General features: G+C 75.2%; 14 protein-coding genes. 5 read left to right on the top strand and 9 right to left on the bottom strand.

The genetic code is table 11. The features are described 5' to 3' along the window. Positions 1 to 262 precede the first annotated feature (262 nt). From ACIA5F_RS10795 to ACIA5F_RS10785, 3 genes are all read right to left on the bottom strand, one after another. Positions 263 to 1,594: an erythromycin esterase family protein gene (locus ACIA5F_RS10795; RefSeq protein ID WP_399351440.1), complete on the bottom strand. Its 1,332-nt coding sequence runs from the start codon at positions 1,592 to 1,594 to the stop codon at positions 263 to 265. Between the two features lie 183 nt (positions 1,595 to 1,777). Beyond that, positions 1,778 to 2,140, bottom strand: a complete 363-nt coding sequence (locus tag ACIA5F_RS10790) for a hypothetical protein (RefSeq protein ID WP_399351438.1) — start codon at positions 2,138 to 2,140, stop codon at positions 1,778 to 1,780. A 347-nt stretch (positions 2,141 to 2,487) separates the two neighbouring features. After that, positions 2,488 to 5,265, bottom strand: coding sequence for a hypothetical protein (locus tag ACIA5F_RS10785; protein ID WP_399351436.1), 2,778 nt, complete (start codon positions 5,263 to 5,265; stop codon positions 2,488 to 2,490). A 278-nt stretch (positions 5,266 to 5,543) separates the two neighbouring features. Between ACIA5F_RS10785 and ACIA5F_RS10780 the strand changes: the two genes are divergently transcribed. The 3 genes from ACIA5F_RS10780 (at position 5,544) to ACIA5F_RS10770 (ending at position 8,180) form a co-directional block, all read left to right on the top strand. Next, positions 5,544 to 6,188 (top strand): helix-turn-helix domain-containing protein, encoded by a 645-nt coding sequence (locus ACIA5F_RS10780; RefSeq protein ID WP_399351434.1) that lies wholly within the window; start codon positions 5,544 to 5,546, stop codon positions 6,186 to 6,188. Then, positions 6,185 to 7,576: an MFS transporter gene (locus ACIA5F_RS10775; RefSeq protein WP_399351432.1), complete on the top strand. Its 1,392-nt coding sequence runs from the start codon at positions 6,185 to 6,187 to the stop codon at positions 7,574 to 7,576. Before ACIA5F_RS10780 ends, ACIA5F_RS10775 begins: the two co-directional genes overlap by 4 nt. 103 nt (positions 7,577 to 7,679) lie before the next feature. After that, a complete protein-coding gene (locus ACIA5F_RS10770) occupies positions 7,680 to 8,180 on the top strand; it encodes a histidine kinase (RefSeq protein WP_399351430.1) in 501 nt (166 codons plus the stop codon). A 411-nt stretch (positions 8,181 to 8,591) separates the two neighbouring features. Here the strand turns inward: ACIA5F_RS10770 and ACIA5F_RS10765 are convergent, their stop codons facing one another. Continuing rightward, complete coding sequence (locus ACIA5F_RS10765; protein WP_399351429.1) at positions 8,592 to 9,461, bottom strand: helix-turn-helix domain-containing protein; 870 nt, start codon at positions 9,459 to 9,461, stop codon at positions 8,592 to 8,594. Positions 9,462 to 9,533: 72 nt separating this feature from the next. Here ACIA5F_RS10765 and ACIA5F_RS10760 point away from each other — a divergent pair, with 72 nt between their 5' ends. After that, positions 9,534 to 10,934 (top strand): RICIN domain-containing protein, encoded by a 1,401-nt coding sequence (locus ACIA5F_RS10760; RefSeq protein WP_399351427.1) that lies wholly within the window; start codon positions 9,534 to 9,536, stop codon positions 10,932 to 10,934. Positions 10,935 to 11,192: 258 nt separating this feature from the next. Here ACIA5F_RS10760 and ACIA5F_RS10755 read toward each other — a convergent pair whose 3' ends face one another. Next, on the bottom strand, positions 11,193 to 12,383 hold the full coding sequence (locus tag ACIA5F_RS10755) for a serine hydrolase domain-containing protein (RefSeq protein ID WP_399351425.1): 1,191 nt from the start codon (positions 12,381 to 12,383) through the stop codon (positions 11,193 to 11,195). A gap of 589 nt (positions 12,384 to 12,972) precedes the next feature. On the opposite strand from ACIA5F_RS10755, the gene ACIA5F_RS10750 reads away from it, so the two are divergent. Next, the gene (locus ACIA5F_RS10750; RefSeq protein ID WP_399351423.1) at positions 12,973 to 13,215 is read left to right on the top strand and encodes a hypothetical protein; all 243 of its coding nucleotides are present in this window, start codon (positions 12,973 to 12,975) and stop codon (positions 13,213 to 13,215) included. A gap of 32 nt (positions 13,216 to 13,247) precedes the next feature. Here ACIA5F_RS10750 and ACIA5F_RS10745 read toward each other — a convergent pair whose 3' ends face one another. Genes ACIA5F_RS10745 through ACIA5F_RS10730 form a run of 4 tightly spaced genes read right to left on the bottom strand, consistent with a single transcriptional unit; the run spans position 13,248 to position 21,800 of the window. Next, positions 13,248 to 15,167 (bottom strand): SagB family peptide dehydrogenase, encoded by a 1,920-nt coding sequence (locus ACIA5F_RS10745; protein ID WP_399351421.1) that lies wholly within the window; start codon positions 15,165 to 15,167, stop codon positions 13,248 to 13,250. A gap of 11 nt (positions 15,168 to 15,178) precedes the next feature. After that, a complete protein-coding gene (locus tag ACIA5F_RS10740) occupies positions 15,179 to 17,107 on the bottom strand; it encodes a TOMM precursor leader peptide-binding protein (protein ID WP_399351419.1) in 1,929 nt (642 codons plus the stop codon). Beyond that, a complete protein-coding gene (locus ACIA5F_RS10735; RefSeq protein ID WP_399351417.1) occupies positions 17,104 to 19,074 on the bottom strand; it encodes a hypothetical protein in 1,971 nt (656 codons plus the stop codon). Before ACIA5F_RS10735 ends, ACIA5F_RS10740 begins: the two co-directional genes overlap by 4 nt. Continuing rightward, positions 19,071 to 21,800, bottom strand: coding sequence for a lantibiotic dehydratase (locus ACIA5F_RS10730; RefSeq protein ID WP_399351415.1), 2,730 nt, complete (start codon positions 21,798 to 21,800; stop codon positions 19,071 to 19,073). The genes ACIA5F_RS10735 and ACIA5F_RS10730 overlap by 4 nt, the downstream gene beginning before the upstream one ends. Positions 21,801 to 21,933 lie beyond the last annotated feature (133 nt).

The raw sequence follows: 21,933 nt of genomic DNA, 5'->3' as shown, positions 1-21,933 counted from the left end.
ACCACCCTGGCGGTCCCCGGGGGCCGGGGAATCCGCAGAACGGCGTCGGCGACGTCCCGGGCCCGCGCGGTCACCTGCGCTGCCGGGGCGGGAAGGCCGGCCGGACGGTGCGGCGCCTCGGGGCAACTCCCCTGAACCTCTTCGGACATGGGGCCACACTGCTTTCCGCACACCGCGCGCGGCCACTCCTTTCCCGCCCGCCCCTGGCCGACCGCCTGCCCCTCCTGTTGCCGTGTCCCGTGTCCTGTTCCCCCTGTCCCGGTCAGGGCCGCAGGGTGTCGGCCTCGCGTATCCGGTGGAGGTGGACGAGGACGTCGTAGGAGCGGGCGATACGGATGTCGGCGCGCGGGACGGGGTACTCGGTGCCGATGCTGCGCGTCGGCCGGGCGGTGTCCAGCCAGGCGCGGGCCGTGGGCGGGGCGGTGCGGATGTCGAGGAAGTAGTTCTTGTGGCGGACCTTGTCGAGGGTGTGCTCGTTCGTGCCGGGCGGGGCCGCGTCCACGTCGTACTTCTTCCACGGACCGCCGAGGCTCTTCTCCTTCGACAGGAAGGACCCCTGGTCGAAGGTGAACCCGACGGAGAGGTAGTCCTCGCCGAACATGTCGCGCAGGAAGGCGCCCTGCACCTTGGGGTAGGTCTCGGGCGTGTCGGCCACGTACGCCACATGGGAGTTGTGCGCCGACAGGAGCATCTTGTGGCCGGTCTGCCGCTGCCACCAGGCGGTGTTCTCGGCCATCGCCCGGTCACGCATCCGCATCGCGGCGGGGATCGCCCGGGAGTCGGCCAGGTCGTGGCCGAGGAACGTGGCGGTCTGGGCGATGGACCGGGCGTGCTGCACCGCCCAGGTGAACTCCGGTCCGTTGCGGCCCGGCTGACCGCTGAGCAGCTCCAGGGCCTGCCGTGCATTCGCGGCGAGGCGCTGCCGCTCCGCGAGCGGCCTGTTCAGATAGGCGAAACTGTCGTCGAGGGGCCGCAGGCCGGTGTAGAGCGCGTCCAGACGCGCCAGCAGCTCCGGATGGTGCCGGCGCGCGTAGCCGGTCACCCGCTCGAAGAACTCGTCGCCCACCCGGGGAGCGCCGATGTCGTCGCCCATGAAGTGCACCTTGCGGCCGGGGTGGCGGTCGTTGTGGCCCCGCATCCACTCCAGGAGGCTCACGAACTCCTCCCGTTCCCAGGGGGAGCCGCCCAGCTGCTCCTGCACGACCTGGCGCGCGTCGCCCTCGCCGCCCTGGAGGTAGGCGTCGATCCGCAGTCCTGCGGGCCAGCTCATCTCCAGGGCGAAGGTGGTGAAACCCTTCTCCTCGACGAGGTAGCGGAACACCCGTTCCTTCATCGTGAAGAACTCGTGCGAGCCGTGGGTGGCCTCGCCCAGACCCACCACCTTGGCGTCACCGATCATCGCCCCCAACGGCCGCAGGTCGGCCGGGTCCGCACCCGGCTCCGTCGACCGCAACGGGTGCGCCGCGCGCTCCAGCGCGCGGACCGGGTCCCGTCCACCCGTCGTCGCCTGGGCCGCGGCGGGAGCGGCCAGCGCCCCCGCCACGACCGCCGCCGCCACGAACAAGGACCGCCGCCGCATCTGCTCTCCCACCATGCCGATCACTCCTCGATGTGCTTCCGCGAGGTGTTCCCGCGGTGTGCTTCCACCTGACTGAGGATGATCATTCCGTTCGGTGCCGGGCCCCGCCCTGCGGCTCGCGCCCGACTTCTGCGGGGGATACCCCCCGGGCCGGATCAGCCCGGGGTGTTCCGGCCCTGCCGCATCCCGCGCGGTCGGTCAGGACGGGGGCCAGGGGAGGGGGGTGGGGCAGCCTTCGCGGTGGAGGCGGAGGCCGAACTGTCCCCTGGGGTCCCATTCGTTTCCGACGCCGAGGTGGACGGGGCGGTAGGGGCCGGCCTTGAGGCAGACGTTGACCAGTTGCTGGGTGAGTTCCGGATCGTTGAGCGCCTCGATCTGCGCGGGCGTCCACCCGGAGTCGATGTAGTCGGTGATGTCGTACCTCTCCGGATAGCAGAAGACCGGGTTCTGACACGACATCGGGGCCGCCGCGGGTGGTGCGGCGGCGGCGGGCAGGGTTGCTGTGGCCACACCGGCGGTGACGGTGGCGGTGACGGCGAGTACGGACAGGACACGGCGCACGATGTGCTCCCTGAAGGGGTGGACGGGTGCCCGTGGCCGGGCACCCGGAGGCCGGGAGGGCGGTACCGGACGAAAGCGGTACCGGACGAGAGTGGCACGGCCGGGGGTACCGGCGCCACGGCCCTGGAGGGCGCGTCGGCGGGCCGCCCGGCCGCGGCGCACCCCGGTCGCGCCGATGGCACCGGTCCCCGTGGTGGGGGCCGGTGCCATCGGTCAAGTGTTGTGACCAGGTGTTGTGACCAGGTGTTGTGATCAGGTGCTGTGATCAGGTGGTGCGTCGCTCGGGCACCGTCCGTGCGGGCGCGGGGCGGAGGCTACCGGGGTGGGCGCCCAGGGGAGCAGGGGGGTCAGGGGCGGTGGAGGTCCGTGACCTTTCCCGTGAGGAGGGGGCCCTCCAGCCAGGTGCCGTCCTCCTGGTAGGTGGACGCCTGCATCCGCAGGGACTCCTCCGGCTCGGTCAGCGCGTCGGTGACCGTGGGCACGGACACCTCGACGCTCGTCCGTCCCTCGGGGACCTGGGCCCAGAGGGAGGGCTCGCCCGAGGACAGGGGCAGCTCCGGGTCGGCGGACCCGCCGATGCCGGACAGCCACTCCGCGTCGACGTCCTTCGTGGACAGCTCCGTGCCCCCGGACACCGGCACGAGGGCGAACCGCGTGTCGATGAAGGTGTCGGCGGGCTGGGAGAGTTCCACCTTCCAGGTGAGCTTGTGGCCCTCGGTGACCGCGTCGGCGACCGGGGTCACGGTGACCGTGGGCATGGGGTCGTCGTTCTCGACGAGCAGACCGCCGGAGGCGCTGCCGACCGCCACGCCGCGCACGGCCTTGGCCGCGACCTGGTGGTGGGCGTCGGCGTCGTAGCGGGGGTTGCCCTCGACGGTGAACGACGTCTCCAAGGAGTCGCCGGCCTTCACCGTCACGGTGCGGACCGTGGACGTGTGGGTCTTCGGGTCGAGGACGGCGAGCTTGATCACGCCGGTGCCCTTGCCGGTGACCTGGACGGGCGCGCGGTAGGTGCGGACACCGGAGTCGCCCTCCTTGACCGTCAGCCTGCCGATGTCGACGCGCGGCAGCGGGACGGGGCGCACCGCCGGGGTGCCGGGGCGCCAGCCCCAGGCGTCCATCAGCCAGAGCGTGCCGGAGTCGCTGCGCGGGGTGAGTTCCAGCGACTGCGTCCGCCTCAGGTCGACACCGGCAACGACGGCGGCCTTCAGCGGGACGCGGACCTCACGCGCCCAGTGCGCGACCGTCGAGCCGGAGCCGGGAACGCCGTCGACGGTGACCTGACCGAGACCCACCCGCTTGCCGGAGGTGTCGGTGAGGGCGACGTCGAGCCGGGTGCCCCGGGAGTTCGGCGGCACGATCACCCGCAGGGCGAGCGCGTCGGAGCCCGCCAGCGAGAAGGCCCGCCCGGGCGTCAGCCGGACCGGGGTGCCGGGCTGGGTCCAGTGGGCCGTGACCGCGTTGCGGCCCGGCTCGTCGGCGACCTCCCAGGGCGCGAAGTGCGGCGACGACGGACTGTACCCGGAGCCCGGTATGCAGGACTGGGCGTCGTCCGTCGTGACCTGCCGGCAGATCCGCGCGTTCGTCACCGAGAGGGGGGCGTCGGGCAGGATCGCCGCGGTGCGGTTGCCGCCGACGGCGTGGGTCAGCACCCGGGCCGGGTCGGCCGAGGGCGCGCGCCGGCCGGAGCCGTCGAGCAGGGGGCGGACCCGGTCGTCGCCCCCGAGGAAGAGCCGCGCGGCGGCGGCGATGTAGGTGCTGCCCGCCCTCTGCTGCTGCTCGGCGCTCAGCCGGGTCGTGGACCGTACCGAGCAGAGCGGGTCCGGGTTGTTCGCGTCGTCCCGGAAGTCGTCGGCGGCCGGGCCCTCGGCCTGGCCGGGCGTCCACTCCCTGTTGAAGAAGTTGTGGTTGGCGCCGACCATGTACACCGAGCTGTGCAGCGCCGTGCCCTGGCCGGTGCCCCGGGTGCCGTCGACGTAGAGCTGGCCCTGGTGGTCGCTCACGTCGCCGTCACAGCCCGGCAGGATGGTCATGGAGGGCACGTCGGGCGCGGGGTTCTGGCCGAAGAGGGTGGAGCCGATCATGACGGTGCCGCGGATCTGCCAGTTCACCGGCCCCCGGTAGCCGTCCTCGGCGGGCGGCGGCGGGGAGACGCTGTCGAGGGCCGCCCGGTTGACGCCCTCGCCGCCCCGGGAGTGGCCGACCAGGAGCACCTTCGAGAGGTCGGCGGGGTCCGTCGCGCGCACGGCCTCGGGGGCCTCGGCGGGGTTCGCGCCCCACTCCGCCCAGCGGGCGAGGTGCTGGCGCACCAGGGAGGAACGGGCCTGCGCCCCGAAGTCGGCCGCGTAGTTGTCCTGCGAGTTGACACCGTTCGCGGAGAGGGAGACCGTCACGTAGCCCTGGGACGCGAGGTGCTTCTGGTCGTGCAGATGGCCGCGGTGGCTCGGCATCTCCTTGTAGCCCGGCTTGCACGGCCACCGCAGGTCGACGCGGTTCGTGCCGGGCTCGTAGCAGGTGATGTTGCGGCCGTGGAGGAAGAGCGCCAGCGGTCGCTTCCCCGGCGCGTCCGTCGGGCCGACGACCGTGGCCCGCATCTCCACGGGCTCGGCGTAGCCCGGCAGCCTCAACGACTCCAGGGTGTACTCACCGCTGGTGGTGCGGTACTTCCCGGGAACCCCGGGGTCGACCGGGTTGGCGGGGAACGGGTCCTGGGGCACCGGCTCGGCCTGTGCGTGCTGCCGGCCGGGTGCCCGCAGGGCGGCCCCCGCCGCGTCCAGCCGCCGCGAACCGGCGACCACCTGGAGTTCGCTCACCGGTCCGACCCGCACCCCGTCGAGGCGGAGCCGGAAGGTGCGGTGGTCGGGGGACGGCCGGGGGATGCCGAGGGTCCGCCCTCCCGAGCGGAACTCGACCCGGGAGCCGCCGGTGCCCACGGGCTCGGGCGAACTCCACACCAGAGCCCCGCCCTCGGCCCGCCACCCCTGCGGCAGCCGCTCCCCGAGGGCTCCCGCAGGAGCGCCGGGTATGGACCCGGCGGTCGGCTGCGCGTGCGCCGCCACTGGCGCACCCGTCGCCAGCGCCACGACCGCCAGGGCGGCCGTCAGCGCACGTGAGAGCTGTCTCACGATGGTGTCTCCTCGTCATCGGTCCTGCTCCAGCGCCCCCGGGAACTCCCGGGGGCGTTCCCCGCGGTGGGGGGACGCCGCCGGGCGCCCTCGGTTGCCGCGCCCCGGGGAATGTGACGGGGGTCATGGGGCCGCCGCAGGGGATCGGGGCTGCTCCGGGCCTCCCCGGGTGCCGGAAATCTCCCGGGGACTTTCTGGGAAGCTGCCCCAGGGGCTTTCCCAAAGAAATTCTGCAAAAATACTTTTGGAAAGCATGCTCAGCGGCCTATGCTCCGGCGGTGACCGCAGAAGAGACCCATCGCGTCCTGGACCCCGAGCACGACGCCGCCGCGCTCAAGGCCCTCACCCACCCCCTGCGCATCCGCCTGCTCGGGCTGCTGCGCTACCACGGTCCGGCGACCGCCAGCGAGCTGGCCGTCCGCACCGGGGAGTCGTCCGCGTCCACCAGCTACCACCTGCGGGTCCTGGCCAAGTACGCGTTCGTCGCAGAGGCGGAGCACCGCGACGGCCGCGAGCGCCGCTGGCGGGCCGTGCACCTGGTCACCACGTGGAGCAACGAGGCCATGGGCGCGTCCCCGGGCGGCCGGGCGGCCGTCGGGGCGCTGCGGCGGCGCCAGATCGAGCACCTGACGTCCTCGCTGGCCCAGCACGAGGCGGACGTCGAAGCCGGGCGGCTGGGCGAGGAGTGGCGCGAGCCGTCCGGGGTGACCGACCTGCTGTCCCGGCTCACCCCCGAGTCGGTCGCCGAACTGTGGCGGGTCTTCGAGGAACGGCTCGCCGAACTCACCGCGCGGGACGCGCGGGACCCCCGCGCCCGGCACGTCGTCGTCCTCACCGCCGCCCTCCCCCTGGCCCCGGACCCCGGGAGCACCGGGGCGGGCGGGGACGGCGGCGAGGACACACCGGCCGGGGGCACCCGATGACACCACCCTCGCCCGGCGCGAAGGCCCCCGACACCACCACACCCGGTACGGCGATACCCGGTACGGCGATATCCGGCGCCGGGCCCGACGCGCGGGTGGCCCGGCGGCGTTACGCCACCGTGTGCGCCCTCTTCTGGCTGCCCGTCGGACTGACCATCGCCCCGCTGGTCCTGCTGTTCACCGAGCGGGGGATGGCGCTCACGGCCGTCGCGGGCTTCTTCGCCGTGCACTCCCTCACCGCGGCCCTGCTCGAACTGCCCACCGGAGGACTGTCGGACGTCATCGGCCGCCGGGTGGTCCTCGCCGCCGCCGGGCTGCTGAACGCCGTCGCCTTCACCTTCCAGGCCCTCGGCACCACCGCGTGGGCGCTCGCCCTCGGCACGGGCCTGATGGGCGCGGCCCGCGCCCTGTCCAGCGGCCCGGCGGAAGCCTGGTACGTCGACACCGTGCAGGCCGCGCACGGCCCGGACGCCGAGCTGCGGACCGGGCTGGCCCGGGGCGGGGCGGCGGTCTCCGCCGCGCTCGCGGTGGGCACCCTGCTGGGCGGCGCGGTGCCCTGGCTGCTGGGCCTCGGCCCCGGCCCGGTCCCGGGCGACCGGCTGCGCGAGGCGACCTCCGGGGCCGTCCTCCCGCTCTCCGTACCGCCCCTGACGGGCGCGGCCGTCGCGCTGGTCTTCGTGGCGTACGTCCTGGTCGCGCTCCGTGAACCCGGACGCCCGCCCGCGCCCCTGTCCAAGGTGGTACGGGGCGTTCCGGCGACCGTCGCCGAAGGGCTGCGGCTCGGGGGCCGCGACGCCCTGGTCCGCCGGGTGCTGCTGAGCGCGGCGGCGGCGGGCGGCGGGCTCGCCACCGTCGAACTCCTCGTCCCGGGCCGGGCGGCGTCCCTGGCCGGCGCCGCGGAGCCGGGGGCGGTGCTGTTCGCCGGGCTCGCCTGCGCCGGGTTCCTCTGCTCGGCGCTCGGCAGCCGGCTCGCGCCACTGGTGGCCCGGCTGGCGGGCGGCGGTCACCGCGCGGTGTGCGTCTCGCTGGGGACCTGCGCGGCCGGTCTGCTGCTGCTCGGGGTGACCAGCACGGCCCCGGGCGGTGTGCCGCTGGCGCTCGCGGCCATCGGCTACGGGCTGCTGTACCTCGGGCTGGGCGCGGCCGGTCCCAACGAGAACGAGCTGCTGCACCGCAGCGTGCCGAGCGCGGGCCGGGCCACCGCCCTGTCCGTGCAGTCACTGGCGCTGCAACTGGCGGGCGTCGTGGCGGGCCTGACGGTGGCCGCCCTGCCCGCGGGCCCGCTGCCCTGGCTCCTGGTGGCGGCCGTCCTCCTCGCGGCGGCCCTGCTGTGGACCCGCCGGACGCCCCTCACCGGCCCCGGCGCACCCGCCGCCCCCGGGGTGTGACCGGCGGGGACCGGGCGGGTGCCCTGTGTGGCGGGGAGACCGGCCGGGGGTTCCACTCGGAGGGTCAGGGAACGCGCCGGTGCGCCCCACGGGAGGAAACGACATGGCGGACAGCCACCACGTGCTGCTGATCTCGTTCACCGACCCGGCGGCCTGCCGGTCGGCGTTCCAGGAGGCCGTCACCCTTCCGGGGCTACGACAGGCGGCCGTCCTGGAACGGTCGGCCGAGGGCCTGCTCGACGTACCGGAAAGCCATGTGAGCGGCGTCGGCGTCGCCACCGTGGGAGGCAGCCTCGTCGGCGGTCTGATCGGTCTGCTGGGCGGCCCGGTCGGCGTGTTCCTGGGCACCGCGGCGGGCGCCGCCCTCGGCGACGCCGCGGAGAACCGGCGGTCGCTGGACGAGGGCGCGAGCATGATCGTGCTGAGCAGCCGGGTCGAGGACGGGACCTCGCTGCTCGTCGTCGACCTGCACGAGTCCTCGCCGGAGCCCGGCGACGCGCTCGCCCGGCGCCACGGCGGCACGCTGGAACGCATGACCGCGAAGGAACTCGCCGCCCGGGTCCGCACCGCCGAGCAGGCCGCCGTCAAGCGACAGTCCGACTGAGGCCTGAGGCCTGAGGCCTGAGGCCTGAGGCCCGGAGCCCGCGCACGGCCCCGGGCCGTCCGCCGTGTGCGACGGCCCGCCTTCCGCTCTCCCGCCTTCCGCTCTCCCGCCTCCCGCCCCCGGCGTACGGCAGGCGTACGGCGTCCGCGCGGGCATGACCTCACAGGTCATCGACCCCGGCCGGGCCGGACGGCACAGTGGAGCCACCGGGTTCCGGAGCCGCGCACTCGGCTCCGGAACCCGGACGGGAACCCGTACACCGGCCACGCCGGTCCACCGACCTCACCTCGACGGAGGCTGATCCGCCATGTCCGCCCTCGGCGTCTTCCTCACCCTCTACGGCGCCGGCGTCGCCCCGCTCCAGCGACTGGCCCTGCGCGCCGTCGGCTCACGCACCCCGTGACCGCGGGCTCAAGGTCCCAGTGACCGGAGGTACTTCACCGTCACCGGGTCGGCCGGGAGGAACGTCTCCACGGCCAGCTCGGCGACGGTCACGTCCATCGGCGTGTTGAAGGTGGAGATCGACGACACGAAGGAGAGCACGTGCCCGTCGTGCTCGATCCGCATCGGCAGCGCGAGGTACGGCACCTCCTCCGGCCGGTCCTCGTCCTCGGGCCGCTCCGCCCGCGCCACCGGGTACGCCGCGACCTCCTCGTGCAGCGCGCGCAGCTCCGGCGAGCGGACCAGCGCGATCTGACGCTCCATCTGGGCCAGCAGATGTTTCCGCCACTGCCGCAGGTTGCGGATCCTGGGCGCGAGCCCCTCCGGGTGCAGGGTCAGCCGCATCGCGTTCAGCGGCGGCGCCAGCAGCCGCTCCGCCACCCCGTCCAGCAGCATCGTGATGCCCCGGTTCGCCGCGACCACCGTGTACGTGGCGTCCACCACCAGCGCCGGGTACGGCTCGTAGCCGGTCAGCAGCCGCTCCAGCCCCTCGCGCAGCGCCCCCATCGACGGATCGTCCAGCGGGGTCTGCCGGTAGCGCGGCGCGTAACCGGCCGCCACCAGCAGGACGTTGCGCTCCCGCACCGGCACGTCCAGCCGGTCCGCGAGCCGCAGCACCAGCTCCTCGCTCGGCCGGGACCGGCCGTTCTCCACGAAGCTGATGTGCCGGGACGAGGAGTCGGCCCGCCCGGCCAGCTCCAACTGGCTCATCCCGCGCCGCTCCCGCCACTCACGCAACAGCGCCCCAGCACTCCCACGCGTCCCAGTGCTCTCACACGTCCCTGCATTCACACCCGTACCGGTATCCGTACCCGCACCCACACTCGCCGTCGTCGTCATGCCCACGACGATAGACGCGGACTCCAGGGGTGTTGACAGATCGTTGACCGGGGCCGTGCATATTTCCTGAACATGAAGCTCAAAGGAACAGCCTCACGGCTGAGAAGTGCGGCCACCGTGGTCCTGTCCACCGCCGTCCTGGGCACTCTGGTCGCCTCCGGGGCCGTGGCGCAGACCACCGCCCCGGCGCCCACGCCCCGCCCCTCGGTGTCCGTCTTCGACGCGCAGACCTGGGAGGTGCACGAGGACAAGGAGATGCCGGGCTCCCTGTCGGCCCCCCTGTCCGCCTTCGCGACCCCGACCCCTCCCGTGGTGGCGCCCTCCTGCGACGGGGACGGCACCAGCGGGCAGCGCGTCCAGCTGCTGTACGTACGGGGACAGAACCAGCCCGACCGGCTGGACCAGTTCCGCAGCGAGTTCGTGACCCGCGCCTCCAAGATCAACGGCCGGTTCGTGCAGACCTCGGAGGCCCGGGGGGAGCGCCGGGAGGTCCGCTACGTCCACGACTCCGCCTGCGTCCCGACCGTCACCCGGGTCGTCATCCCGCAGGCCGACATGAACAGCCACAACGGGGTCGGACAGGCCCTGTCGAACCAGGGCTACAACCGCAACGACCGCAAGTACCTGTTCTGGGCGGAGAACCAGGGCTGCGGCCTGGCCTGGGGACCGCCCGGCGGGAACAGCAACCCGGGTCATGACAACGTGGCCAACCGCTCGGTCGGCTACGCGATGATCAGCATGCAGACCGGAAGCTGCTTCGACGCGATCGACATCGAGCTCCACGAGCTGCTGCACACCATGGGAGCCGTCCAGTCGGACGCGCCCAAGGCGACCAGCAACGGCCACTGTTACTTCAGGGGCGACATCATGTGCTACGACGACGGCGGAATCCCCGCCTCGCCGGGCACGCTCATCGACTGCCAGTACCCGGGCACCAGCTGGATCGACTGCAACCGCGACACGTACTTCCACCCGAAGCCCCAGCCGGGCAGCTACCTGTCCAACCACTGGAACGTCGCCAACAGCTCGTTCCTGATCCGCCCGGCGCACTCGCTGCCCGCCATCGCCAGCCTGGTCAGCGTGACCGGCCCCGCCGCCGACCTCGACAACGCGTGGACCGCCGACGGCACCAGGGTCAAGGCGGAGGGCAACTACCGGCCCGAGGCCCAGCGCTGGAACCTCACCCGGCTGTCCGACGGGAAGTACCGCCTCAACTCGCGCCTCGCCCCGGGCAAGGTGCTGGACTCCAACACCGACCGCACCCGCATCGTCGACGGCAGCAGCTACTTCGCCCAGCTCTGGACCCAGTCGAACACCGAGAACCAGAAGTGGACCCTGCGCCCGGTCGGCACCGGACGGTACGAGATCGTCGGCCACGAGGGCGGCTGCCTGACCGCCGAAGCCCTCGGATCGGTCCTCGGCGTCTGGACCTGCAACGGCGCCGACAAGCAGCGCTGGGAGATCCAGCACTGACCGGGCCCCTGAAGCCGGCCCGACCCGGCCCGGCCCGACCCGGTCCGGCCCGACCGGCCGAACCTGACCTGACCTGACCCGAACGCTCCCTTCCCCCAGGGCGCTCACCCCGCGCATCCGCCGTGCACCCGCACGGCGGATGCGTCGTGGTGTGCCCGGGGAACCGGGCCGCCGCCCGGGCCCGCCCGCCCGCGCGACGGGCCGGCCCGCCCCACCCGCCCTGGTGCTTCTTACTCGTGGTGCTCCTTCTCGTGGGTGCTACTTCTTGTCGCAGAACACCGCTTTCAGGCCGCCCTGAGGGTTGTCGCTGCTGTTGTTGTTCCAGTCACCGTTGGCGTTCATCGCCAGGCTGCGCCTGCCGTCCTTGGTGGCGAACATGTCCGAGAGGGAGCCGTGGATTCCCCCGTTGTGCCCCCACACCTCGGCCCCGCAGGAGAGCACCTGGTGGCTCACTCCCAGGCCGTAACGCGCACCGGGGACGGGGGTGCTCACGGTGGTGGTCAGCTCCTTCTGCTGCTGGGGCGGCAGCAGCTTGCCGGACATCAGGGCGCCGATGAACCGGTGGAGGTCGCCGGTGGTGGAGATCATGTCTCCGGCGGCCCAGCCCCAGGAGGCGTTCAGCCGGGTGGCGTCGTGGACCTTCGCGGCCGGGTCCTCGGAGAACAGCTTGCTGTAGGCGCGCCCCGAGGGCCGGGGCATGTCGGCCGAGTCGCGGGGCAGGCTGGTGTTCTTCAGCGCCAGCGGGCGCAGGATACGGTTCTCGACCTGCTGCTCGTAGGAGGTGCCGGTCGCCTTCTCGATGATCAGCCCGGCGAGGATGTAGTTGGTGTTGGAGTAGCTCCAGCCGGTGCCGGGCGCGAAGTCCGGCGCCTTGCGCATGGCCCACCCGACGAGGCTCTCGGGGCTGTGCCGGTGGTAGCGGTTCTTCAGGAAGCCCTCCCCCGCCACATAGGTGTGGAGGAACTCCGTGTTCCCGGTGTAGGAACTGATGCCGCTGGTGTGGTTGAGGAGCTGCCGCACGCTCACGGCGCCGCCGTCGTGACCGTTCCCCTCGACCAGGCCCGGCAGCCACTTCTCGACGGTGTCGTCCAGGTCGAGCCGGCCCTCGGCCTCCAGCTGGAGGATCACGGTGGCCACGAACGTCTTGGTGATCGAGCCGACGCGGAAGCGGTCGTCGTCCCCGCGCTCCTCTCCGGTCCGCAGGTCGGCGACCCCGGCGTCACCCTGCCAGGTGTGCCTGCCGTCCTGGACGGAGGCGATTATCCCGGGCACCCCGCCCTTCTCCACCTGGTCCTCGATGTACTTCTGGAGCGCGGCGTAACGGCTGTCCGCCGTGGCGGACGCTTCCGCGGACTGTGCGACGGCGGGTGCCGAGAGCAGGCCGACGGTGACCGCCGCCGCCAGGGCGGCGCCGAAGGCACGAGCGGGTGTGAGCGTGTACCGGGACATGGGTCCTTCTCTCTCTGCCACAGTGCGCCGGACCATGACGGCGCGTCGGCGGACAGGACCCGGAGGCGTCCGCGGAGGTTGCCCGGCGGAGGAAGGTTGAGCGGGAACCGGCCGCACACCGGGTTGTGCACCTCCCACAAACCACCTGACTCCCGGAACGCCCCGAACCACCCGATACCGGCGAGGTGACGGAGACCAACGGCCGGGCCTCCCGTACCGGACCACGCGACACACGCGACACACGGGCCGCACGAACGGCCGGAAACACCCCGGGAAGGCCACCGCCAAGGACAACACCGACAGACTCGTCGCCGACCTCACCGGCCTGGACCCGAAGCCGCAGGACGAGGAGACGGCCCACGCGGCTGATCCCCGTCCTGACCCCGATCTGCGGGCCGATCGCCGTGGTCACCGCGGTCACCGCGGTCACCGCGGTCGCCGTGGTCACCGTGGTCACCGCGGTCGCCGCGGTCGCCTCGCTCGGCGCGCACACCGTGGACGCGGCCATCCAGGGCGACTGGGACAGCGAGACCAGCGCCGGGCTGGCCGCCGACGTACTCGGAGCCCTTCCGGCGGCCGGGCGTTCCTGGTGGTCACCGGTGGCACCGCGGCGGCAGAGGCCGGGGCGATCTCCAAGTACCTGGGTGCCAAGGGCGCCCGGTTCGTCGGCGGCCTCTCCCGGAAGGCCGGGAAGGTCTCCGTCGCCACCTTCGCCAAGGTCTTCGCCTGGCCCTGGCCCTGGTCATGGGCCCGTGCGGCGGCCCGTGCGGCGGCGCGTACAACAGGAGGCCCCGGAGGTGTCGACCCCGGGGCCTCCTGCCACTTCACTTGACCGCGCGGTTCAACGAGCGGCCGGACGTTCCGTCACGCCCGTCCCCCCACGCGTTCCACGCCGTCGAGCGGATCACCCGGAAAGGGCACCGGCACGGGTACGGGCACCGGCACGGCCACGGGCAGGGGCGCGCGGCCCAGGGGCAGCAGGTACTGGAGGGGCTGGTCCATGTCGTCCAGGCCGAACAGCTCCTGCGCCAGGTCGTCGCGGAACCCGCCCAGCGGCGTGGTGGCCAGGCCCAGCGCCGACGCGGTCAGCAGCAGGGACTGCGCCAGGTGCCCGGCCTCCAGCAGGCCCAGCCGCAGCGCCCGCAGCCCGTAGCGGCGCCGGAGCCGGCCGAAGTCCACGTACAGACCGAGCACCACGGGGACGTCGTCCACGACCACGGCGAGCGGATCACCGGCCGGCCGGGACAGGTACGCGGACAGGGCCCTGACCTCGTCGAGGGCGGGCGCGTCCCCGAGGCGCCGCAGCGAACGCCGCTCGGGCACGCACTGGTAGGCGCCCGGCGCCAGCCCCTCCACCCCGAAGGCGAACAGCCGCAGCCCCGCCGTGTAGAGGGCGCCCGCGCTCGGGTAGGGGCGGTGCGGGGCAAGGGCGTCGCCGGAGCCCGTGGTGTGGCTGGTGGCGTGCGCGCCCCACAACAGCGTGCCGAGCCCGGTGGCCGTCAGCGGCCCCGTGAGGGCGCCCCGGACACTGGTCCGGCCGGTGACGGCGGCCCGCAGCGGGACGTCCGGCAGCGGCCCGCCCGGCAGCGCCACCTCCGCCGCGCCGGACGCCCGTTCCGGGGGCGCGTAACGGGGCAGGGCGTCGATGTCCCGGCCGACCTGGAACTTGCTCCGCTCCAGATACTGCCGGTCGGGGGCCAGATGCCCGTCGGGGAAGTACGAGGCCGGTTCCCCGGAGTCGAGCAGGGCGCGGGCGCAGAGCCGGTACACGGCCCGCGCCTCCGCCGGGGCCACCCCGAGCCGGTTGAACAGCAGGCGCAACTGCGCGGCCCACGCCGCCTCCCGGCCCGAACCGTCCGCATCATCCGCACCGTCTGCACCGTCCGCACCGCCTCCGCCACCCGCAGCGTCCGTCCCGCCTCCCGCAGGGTCCGCACCACCGTCCGCGCCGGGCTCCGGCGCGGTGTCGGCCGCCCGTACGGCCGCCGCCCAGCGGGCCACCGGCCCGCGGGCGGTGCCGTCCGCCAGCTCCGCGCGCAGGGTCACCGCCCGCCCGCACAGGCTCTCGCGCTGCGCCGCGTAGACCGTGTTCACCTGGGTGTGGACCAGCCGCGCGGGCAGCGGCGCCGCCTCCCCGGCCCAGGGCCGGCCGGCCGCCTGCCCGCGCAGCCAGCGCGCCGCCTCGAAGCGGTCCATCCCCAGGGCCCAGGCCGTCGCATGGGCCAGATCGGCCGCCACGGCCAGGCGCCGGCTGCCGCGCGCGGCCCCGGCTACGGCGTCCACCGCGACCCGGGTGGACCGTACGGAGACCTCCTCGGCGACGGCCGGCGCGAGCGGCCCACCGTCCCCACCGTCCCCGCCGGGGTCCGGTACGTACGGCACCTCCCGCACCTCGACCGCTGCCACCGTCCCCACCGCTCCCCCTGCCCCGCCCCCCTCGGCCTGCCGTGCCCCGGTCAGGCGGCGCAGGGTGGGGCCCAGTTCCGCGGCCACGGCCGGTCGCGGGCTCCGCACCCGTACGCGCAGGTGCGGGCCGCCCTCCTCGTGCCGGACGAAGAACCAGGCGGCGGCCTCACCCCCGGCGACGAGGCCGTCCAGCAACGGGGCGAGATCCTCCACCAGGAACGCGTCCAGCAACGTGTCCGGCAACGCGTTCGGGAACGTGCCCGGGAACGTGTCCGGGACAACCTTCGGGAGCACGTTCCCGGACGCGTCGGTCCCCCCGGGCGTCGTCCGGGGGAAGCAGTGCAGGCTCAGCCAGGGTCCTCGGGGCGCGGCGGCCATGGTCGGGCTCCTCAGGGGAAGGGGTGCGGGTGGAGCGGGAGTTCGTCGTGGCGCGGGGGCCGGGCGAGGCGGCCCAGCCGGTACGGGACCTCCAGCAGCCGGGGCAGCCCCAGGGTGCGGCGGTTGACGTGCCCGAAGGTCATGGGCAGCGCGCCCGGGACGACCGCCTTGGCGCTGTACAGGCCGAGCCGCTCGCGCACGCCCGCCTCGTCCTGCCCGACCACGACCACCTCCAGACCGGCCCCCGCCAGCCGCCGCACCGTGGCGTCGAGCAGCCCGGCGAGGTCCGTCACCGGCTCCGGCGCGCCCGGCCACACCTCGGTCCAGGGCGTCGGGCGGTCGTCGCCGTGGTCGTACAGGAAGTCCAGCCGCGGCCGGGCCTCCGGGAGCCCGTACAGGGCGGTGTGGTCGGTGAGGGTGACGACCCGTTCGGGCTGCTCCAGCATGGGGCGCAGCCGGCGCGGGTCGTGGCTGTCCGGCTCCGCCCGCAGCCGCTGGGCGGCGTTGAAGACGTTCGTCACCGTCTCCACCACGGCCGAGCGGATCGCCGCGCGCGGGTCGTGGTGGGCCCCGGCCGCCAGGAACACCTGCGGCGCCGCCGAGCGGCTGTCACCGTGCCGGGCGACCGCGACGACCGCCGGGACGCCGAAGTCGTTCGTGGCGTCCAGCAGCGTGAGCCGGTAGCCCGCCAGCGCCACCCGGTCGGCGAGGTGCAGCACCTCCAGGTCGTCGGCGGGCAGCGCGATCCGGCGCAGCGGGGTCCTCGCGTACCAGGCCATCAGGAACGCGTCGCGCTCGGCGACCTCGAACAGCCCGTAGAGGGCGGCCTCCTGCGGGCTGTTGCCCAGGCCGCAGCCGCTGGAGCTCTCGTAGACGACGCGCGGCCGGCCGGGGCTCGGGTCCCAGTACGCGACGTGCTCGGGCACGGCGGCCGGGCGGTCGTGGGTGAGGGACCAGCCGTGCACCCAGTCGAGTTCCAGCCCCGGCGCGTACGGCACGGCCACCGAGGCGGGATGGCCGTGATGGGCCGGATCGGGCAGCCCGAGCCGCTCCGGGTCCACGGCCCGCTCCGGCCCCAGCTCGGCGTAGGAGGCGCGCAGGACGGTGCGCCGCCCCTGCGGGCTCATCCCGGTGAGGCGCTCGACGCCCTCGAAGAGGGCCACGCGCTCACTGCTGTCGTAGTCCGCCGACCGGCCGTGGCCGCCGTCGCGCAGCGCTCGCCCCAGGGTGACGTAGGTGCTGGTCAGGCTGTGCACCGAGTCCTCGGTGCGCACCACCTGGTGGACCGGCCCGAACCGTTCGTCGTGGAGCTCCGCGCGCAGCGCGGCCGTGCCCGTACGGTCGTTGGGGCCGCGCAGCACCAGCGGGTCCGGCAGGGTCTGCGGCGTCCACCGGGGGCGGGCCGCCCCGGCGCTGTCCTCGGGCAGCGGCAGGCACACCTCGCAGCCGCCGACGGGCCGGAAGGTGTGACTGGACCAGGTGGTCCGGCCGCTGTGCAGGAGGTGCACGGCGGCTCCGGCGCCCGGGGCCGGGGCGGGCTCCGCGAGGAGCGCGACGGCCAGCGCCGCGACGGCGTCCACCAGGGCGGGGGAGGGGCGGCCCGCCAGCCGCAGCTTGGGGCTGTGCCACGGGACGCGGCCCCCGACGGTGGCGAGCCTGCGGTACTCCGTGCAGCAGAGGCACCCCACCGCGCCGGGCCGCAGGACCGGGCCCACGACGGTCACGGCGCCGTCGCAGCGCACCGGCACCAGGGTCACGGGGTGGGCGAGCGCGTGCCGCGACAGCTCGGCGACGGTCCCCAAGGTCCAGTCGTCCAGGACGACGACGGCCGGGCCCGCCGTGGTCTCCCGCGCGCCCGGGGCGTCGAGGACGGTCGCCCCGAGCGCGGCGAGGGCCGCCCCGAGCGGTGTGCTGGTGACGGGTGGTGCCGACGGGGTCACCGTGACTCCCTTTCCGTGGCCGTGGCCGTGCTGGTGTTCGTGCCGGTGCCGGTACGGGTATCCGTGCCGGTGGCGAGGACGGTGAAGCCGCACCCGCGCAGGGCGGCCAGGACGGCGCGGCCGTCCGGCCCGTCGGCCTCCCAGGGGCCGGTGCGCAGGCCGGTCAGCCCCCGCAGGGCGGTGTGCAGGGCCGCCTCGCGCCCGGCGACCCGGGCCCACCAGCCCGCGGCCCAGCTCTCGTCCTCCCACGGCGCCAGGGGGACCCCCGCCACGGCGAGCGGGCACACCTCGCCCCCGGGCGCACTGAGGTGACGGACGCTCCCTTCCGAGGCCGAGGCCGAGGCCGTGACCGTGACCGAGGGCTGGGCCTCGGCCTCGGCCTGTACGCGGACCAGCGCGGCCAGCGTCGCGAAGGCGACCGCGTCCCCCGCGGTGGCCTCCACCGCCTGCCCGAGCACCCGTCGTCCCGGCGCCGCGCTCTCGCGCACGACGGCCCGGTGGACGCCCCCGCCCCCGCCCCCACCCGCGTCGAGCGCGGTCACGCTCAGCTCCGCCCGTACGCCCAGACGCCGGGTCAGGGTGGCCCACCAGTGGCGGGCCTGCGCGTGCCCGGAGCCGTCCGGTTCCCAGGGCGCGGCCGGTGCCACGGGCAGCGGCCGGTCCAGCGCGGCCCGGCGCAGGGCCCGTCCCAGGGCGTGGCCGGGGCCCGCCCCCACCACCACCCCGGACCCGCCCGCGCCGAGCCGCAGCTCCGCCGCGCGGCACAGGGCGTCGAGCCGGGCGAGGTCGGCCCGGACGGCGCCCGCGGTCAGCAGCCCGCCGCCCGGCGCCGCGCAGGCGGCCAGCGCGACCGGCAGTTGCGGCAGCGACCCCGTCAGGGGAGCGGGCAGCACCCCGAGGCGCTCGTCGCCCAGCGCGGCCACCCCGGCCAGCGCCTCGGCGAGGGTGCCCGGCGGCGAGGCCGGGTCCCGGGCCGCGCCGGGCCAGGGACGGTAGGCCGCCTGCGGCGGGCGGTCCGCGGCGACCAGGGCGACGGGTATCCGCGGCCGGGGCCCCGGGACCGGGTCCGGACCGGTGTCCGGGTCCGTGTCCTCGGCCCCCGGGTCGGGCAGTCCCGCCACCGCCGCCAGCAGCCGTTGGACGGCGCCGCCCGCGACGAGGGCGGTCAGCGCGGGCGTGACGACCGCTCCGGGCCCGGGGGCCTTGCCGAGCCCGAGCCGTTCGCCCAGCGCCGCCGCGTCCGCCTCGGCCGAGGCCCGGCTGCCGACCGGGGTGACGAACGCGCCGCCGGGGTGGACCGCCGCGCCCACCGCCGGCCCGGCGGCGTCGGCGAGGACCGCCGAGAGCAGCACCCGCCCCCCGGCACCGGCCGGGGCCCCGGCCCGGGTGGCGGCGACCCCGGCGCGCGCCAGGGCCCGTAGCACCGCGGCGGCCAGGGCCTCGCCCGGCTCCGCCGTACGGACCTCCACCCGGGCCCGGCGCAGTACGGCCGCCGCCCCGGCGGGCCGGTCGGCGACGCTGAACAGCCAGTCGTCGGCCGGACCTCCGGCGGGTGCGCCACCGGGTGCGCTGCCGGTTCTGTCACCGGGTCCGTCACCGGGCGGCGCCGCGTCCTCGACCAGCATCCCGTGCGCGTGCACCTGCCCGATCAGCGTGCACAGCGCGGCACGCAGTGGCGTACCGGCCCCGGCACCGGCGGCGAGGCGGGCCGCGCCGCCGTCCGTCCGCAGGGCCTCCTCCACCATCCCCCACAGCGCGGGGAGCGCGGGGCTGCCCTCCAGGGTGACGCTGCTGCTCCACCCCCGCAGGTGCAGGCCCCGCGCGAGCGCGGTGGCCGTGACACCGGGCCGCAACCGCCAACGCCCCAGCGATTCCAGCGCGTCGGGCATGCCGGACGCGTCGACCGGTATGCCGGTGAGCGCTTCGGCGGGTGTGTCGGTGGGGGCTTCGGCGGGTGCGTCGGTCATGAGGTGTGCCCCGCCCGGTAGGTCTCCGCCACGAGTTCGACGGCGCGCGTCGGCCGCGCCCGGCCGCCGGGCGCGGGCAGCGCCTCCTCCAGCACCGCGCCGTCCGGGTGGCGGGAGAGCCACTTGTCGAGGCAGCGCAGGTGCAGGGCGTTGCCCAGGTCGACGAACTGCGGCTTGGGGCGCGCCAGCTGGGTCAGGGTCTCCTCGGCCGTCCCGGTGTTCTCCCAGGTGGCGGCGGTCGTCGAGTGGAGGAAGAGCTGGTCGGGGACGCCGAGCAGGACCCGCCACCGGGCCATGGCCGCGAAGGGCACCTCGCCCTCGGCGGCCAGCTCGGCCCGCAGCGCCGCGACCGTGCCGGCGGCCAGCTTCCAGCGCCGCCGACGCAGGACGACGTGCCGGTGGCGCAGCCGGGGGGTGCGCACCAGCGCACCGCCCGGGACCTCGGTGACCAGCTGGGGCACCAGCTGGGAGAAGGCGGTGACCCCTTCCGGGTGGTCGTGGAGCAGGGGAGCGCTGCGCGCGGTGAGCAGGTTGGGCACGAGCAGCCCCGGATAGAAGACGTCCAGCAGCTCGCCGGTCTTCCGCAGCCGCAGCCGGACCTGGTCGGTGGCCTCGTCGTGGAAGAGCTCCACGTCGTCCTCACCGATCGGAACCCGGCCCGCCCCGCCCCGCCCGGAACCGTCGGCCCCTTCCGGGGGACCGACCTCCTCCGGGCCGAACTCCTCCGAGAGGATCTCGTCCGGCATGAACAGCGGTTGCAGGTTGGCGTTGAAGCCGCGGACCGGGCGGAACTGCACGGCCCGGCTCCCCGGCTCCTGGTGACGCCCGACCTCCCGCGCGACCACCTCGGTGGCCCGGGGGCCGAGCAGGTCCAGGAAGCGGCTCCCGATCCGCCCCCAGCCCCCGTAGACGTGGTTCAGGCACAACAGGGCGCGCCGGGTGTCCCGCTGGAGGAAGTGGGAGTACGACAACGGGCGCGCCGCCGCCCAGCGGGGCAGTTGCCGGCCCAAGGAGACGACCAGCTCGGGCGGCAGCACCACATCGGCGTCCGGGTCCTCCCGGGACGCGGCGTGCTCCAGCACGTCGGCCACGAACGCGGTGCGCAGCCGGACGAGCCCGGCCGCCCCGGTCGGCAGCGCGGACAGGTCGTCGTCCGGGGTGAGGAGCGCCGTCCGGGCGGTGTCCTCCCAGGCCGCGACCGTCTCGGTGCCGAAGTCCCAGACCGGGTGGCAGACGCCGCCGGGGCCGTAACGGGCCACGAAGCGGTCGCGCAGGACCTGGCGCGTCAGGTGGCCGAGGTCGAACACCTCGGCCAGGGCACTGATCTCGTGCAGCGCCTCGTGGTCGGCGCCGGTGAGGAGGCGGTCCGCCGCCACCGGCCGCCGGGCCACCACGTCCTCCGTCAGCACGGTGGGCGCCGGACCCCCCTGGGGCAGCGGCCGGCCCGCCGCGGCCAGCAGCACCGTCCACCGCTCGCGCAGGACGACGAGGAGCGCGGCCCGTTCGCGCGGGTCGGCCGCGGCGAACTTCTCCGTGGCCTCGGCCACCCCGTCGACCAGGGCTGCCAGCGCGGCGTCCCCGCCGTCTTCGGTCCCCGTCCCGGCCCCGGTGCTCGCGTCGGCGCTCTCGCGCAGCCAGTCGGCGAGCCGGGCCAGCGGGTCGGGATGGTGCGGGCCGACGGGCGGGACGGGGACGAGCAGCCCGGTGTCGACGAGCTGGCCCAGATAGGCGTACGCGGCGGTGCGGTCCTGCGGTCCGGCCAGCGCGGTCGCCAGCTCCGCGGGTGTGGCGGGCGTCCGGCACAGGGCGGCCACCTGCTCCAGCGCGGGGCTCGCCGCCACCTCGACCTCGTCCTCGTCGGTGACGACGAAGCGGCCGACCGAGGAGAGGGCGTGGGTACGGGCGAAGGTGCTGCGGCCCCCGGCCGTCCGGGCCGGACTCGCCATCCGGTGGGGGAGCCGGGCCCGCCTGCGCGGGTCGGCGAGCAGGGCCTCGCACAGTGCGGTCACCAAGGTCCGGCTGGTCCTGACGGTGTTGCCGGTGGCGCCCAGCAGATCGCCCTCCCCCCACTCCGCCGAGGCCGTCTCCGCGGCGACGGCGGGGAGCGGACCCCAGCCGACCGCCGTGAACCAGGACAGCGGGCTGGTCCGGGTCGCGGAGCGCAGGGCGTGCCGCAGGACCCCGGGCTCCTCCTTGCGCGCGCGGCGGCCGGTCGTCCCGGCGCCCGCCCGCTCGACGGCGGCCAGCAGGTCCGCGCTGGTGCAGGAGGCGGCGAGGGCGAAGGCGGGCTCCCGGCACTGGGCGGCGAGGGCGTCCCGCTCCGCCGCGAGCGCGTCGGGGGCCGACCCGCGGACCCGGGCGCGCGAGGAGTCCAGCCGACCGCGCAACTCCAGCCACCTCCGCAACTGCGGCACCCGCTCGGGCAGGTCGCCGAGCCGGTCGAGGAGCACGGCCCGGGGCTCCCGCCCGTTGTGCAGGGCCCGGCGCAGGGGCAGCACCACGTCCCGGTGGAACGGCTCGGGGTGGCCGCCCCGGCTCTCGTACAAGGCGTCGGTCAGCCGGGGGAGGAGGTCCGCCAGCGCGCCCTCCAGCTCCGTCAGCCGCTCCAGCTCGGCGCGGAAGACGGCGGCGTCCGGCGACTGCGCGGGGTGGCTCAGCATCGTCGCGCGCACCAGCACGTACGGGGCGGTGTGCGTGGCGGGCGCGAGGGGCGCGGCGGGCGTCATGGCGTCGCGGTCCTTTCCGGCTCGACCTGGGATGAGGGGGTGAGACGAGGAGCAAAGGAGCAAAGGAGCAAAGAGGCAAAGAAACAAAGAAGTGAAAGGCCATGAGGAACAGGTCCGTTCCGGTGCCCCTTGG

This window comes from Streptomyces sp. NPDC051567 (genome assembly GCF_044454165.1).
In the GTDB taxonomy this organism is placed as follows: Bacteria; Actinomycetota; Actinomycetes; order Streptomycetales; family Streptomycetaceae; genus Streptomyces.
The sequence above is the reverse complement of the archived record's forward strand: the minus strand, read 5'-3'. Positions and strand labels throughout refer to the sequence as shown.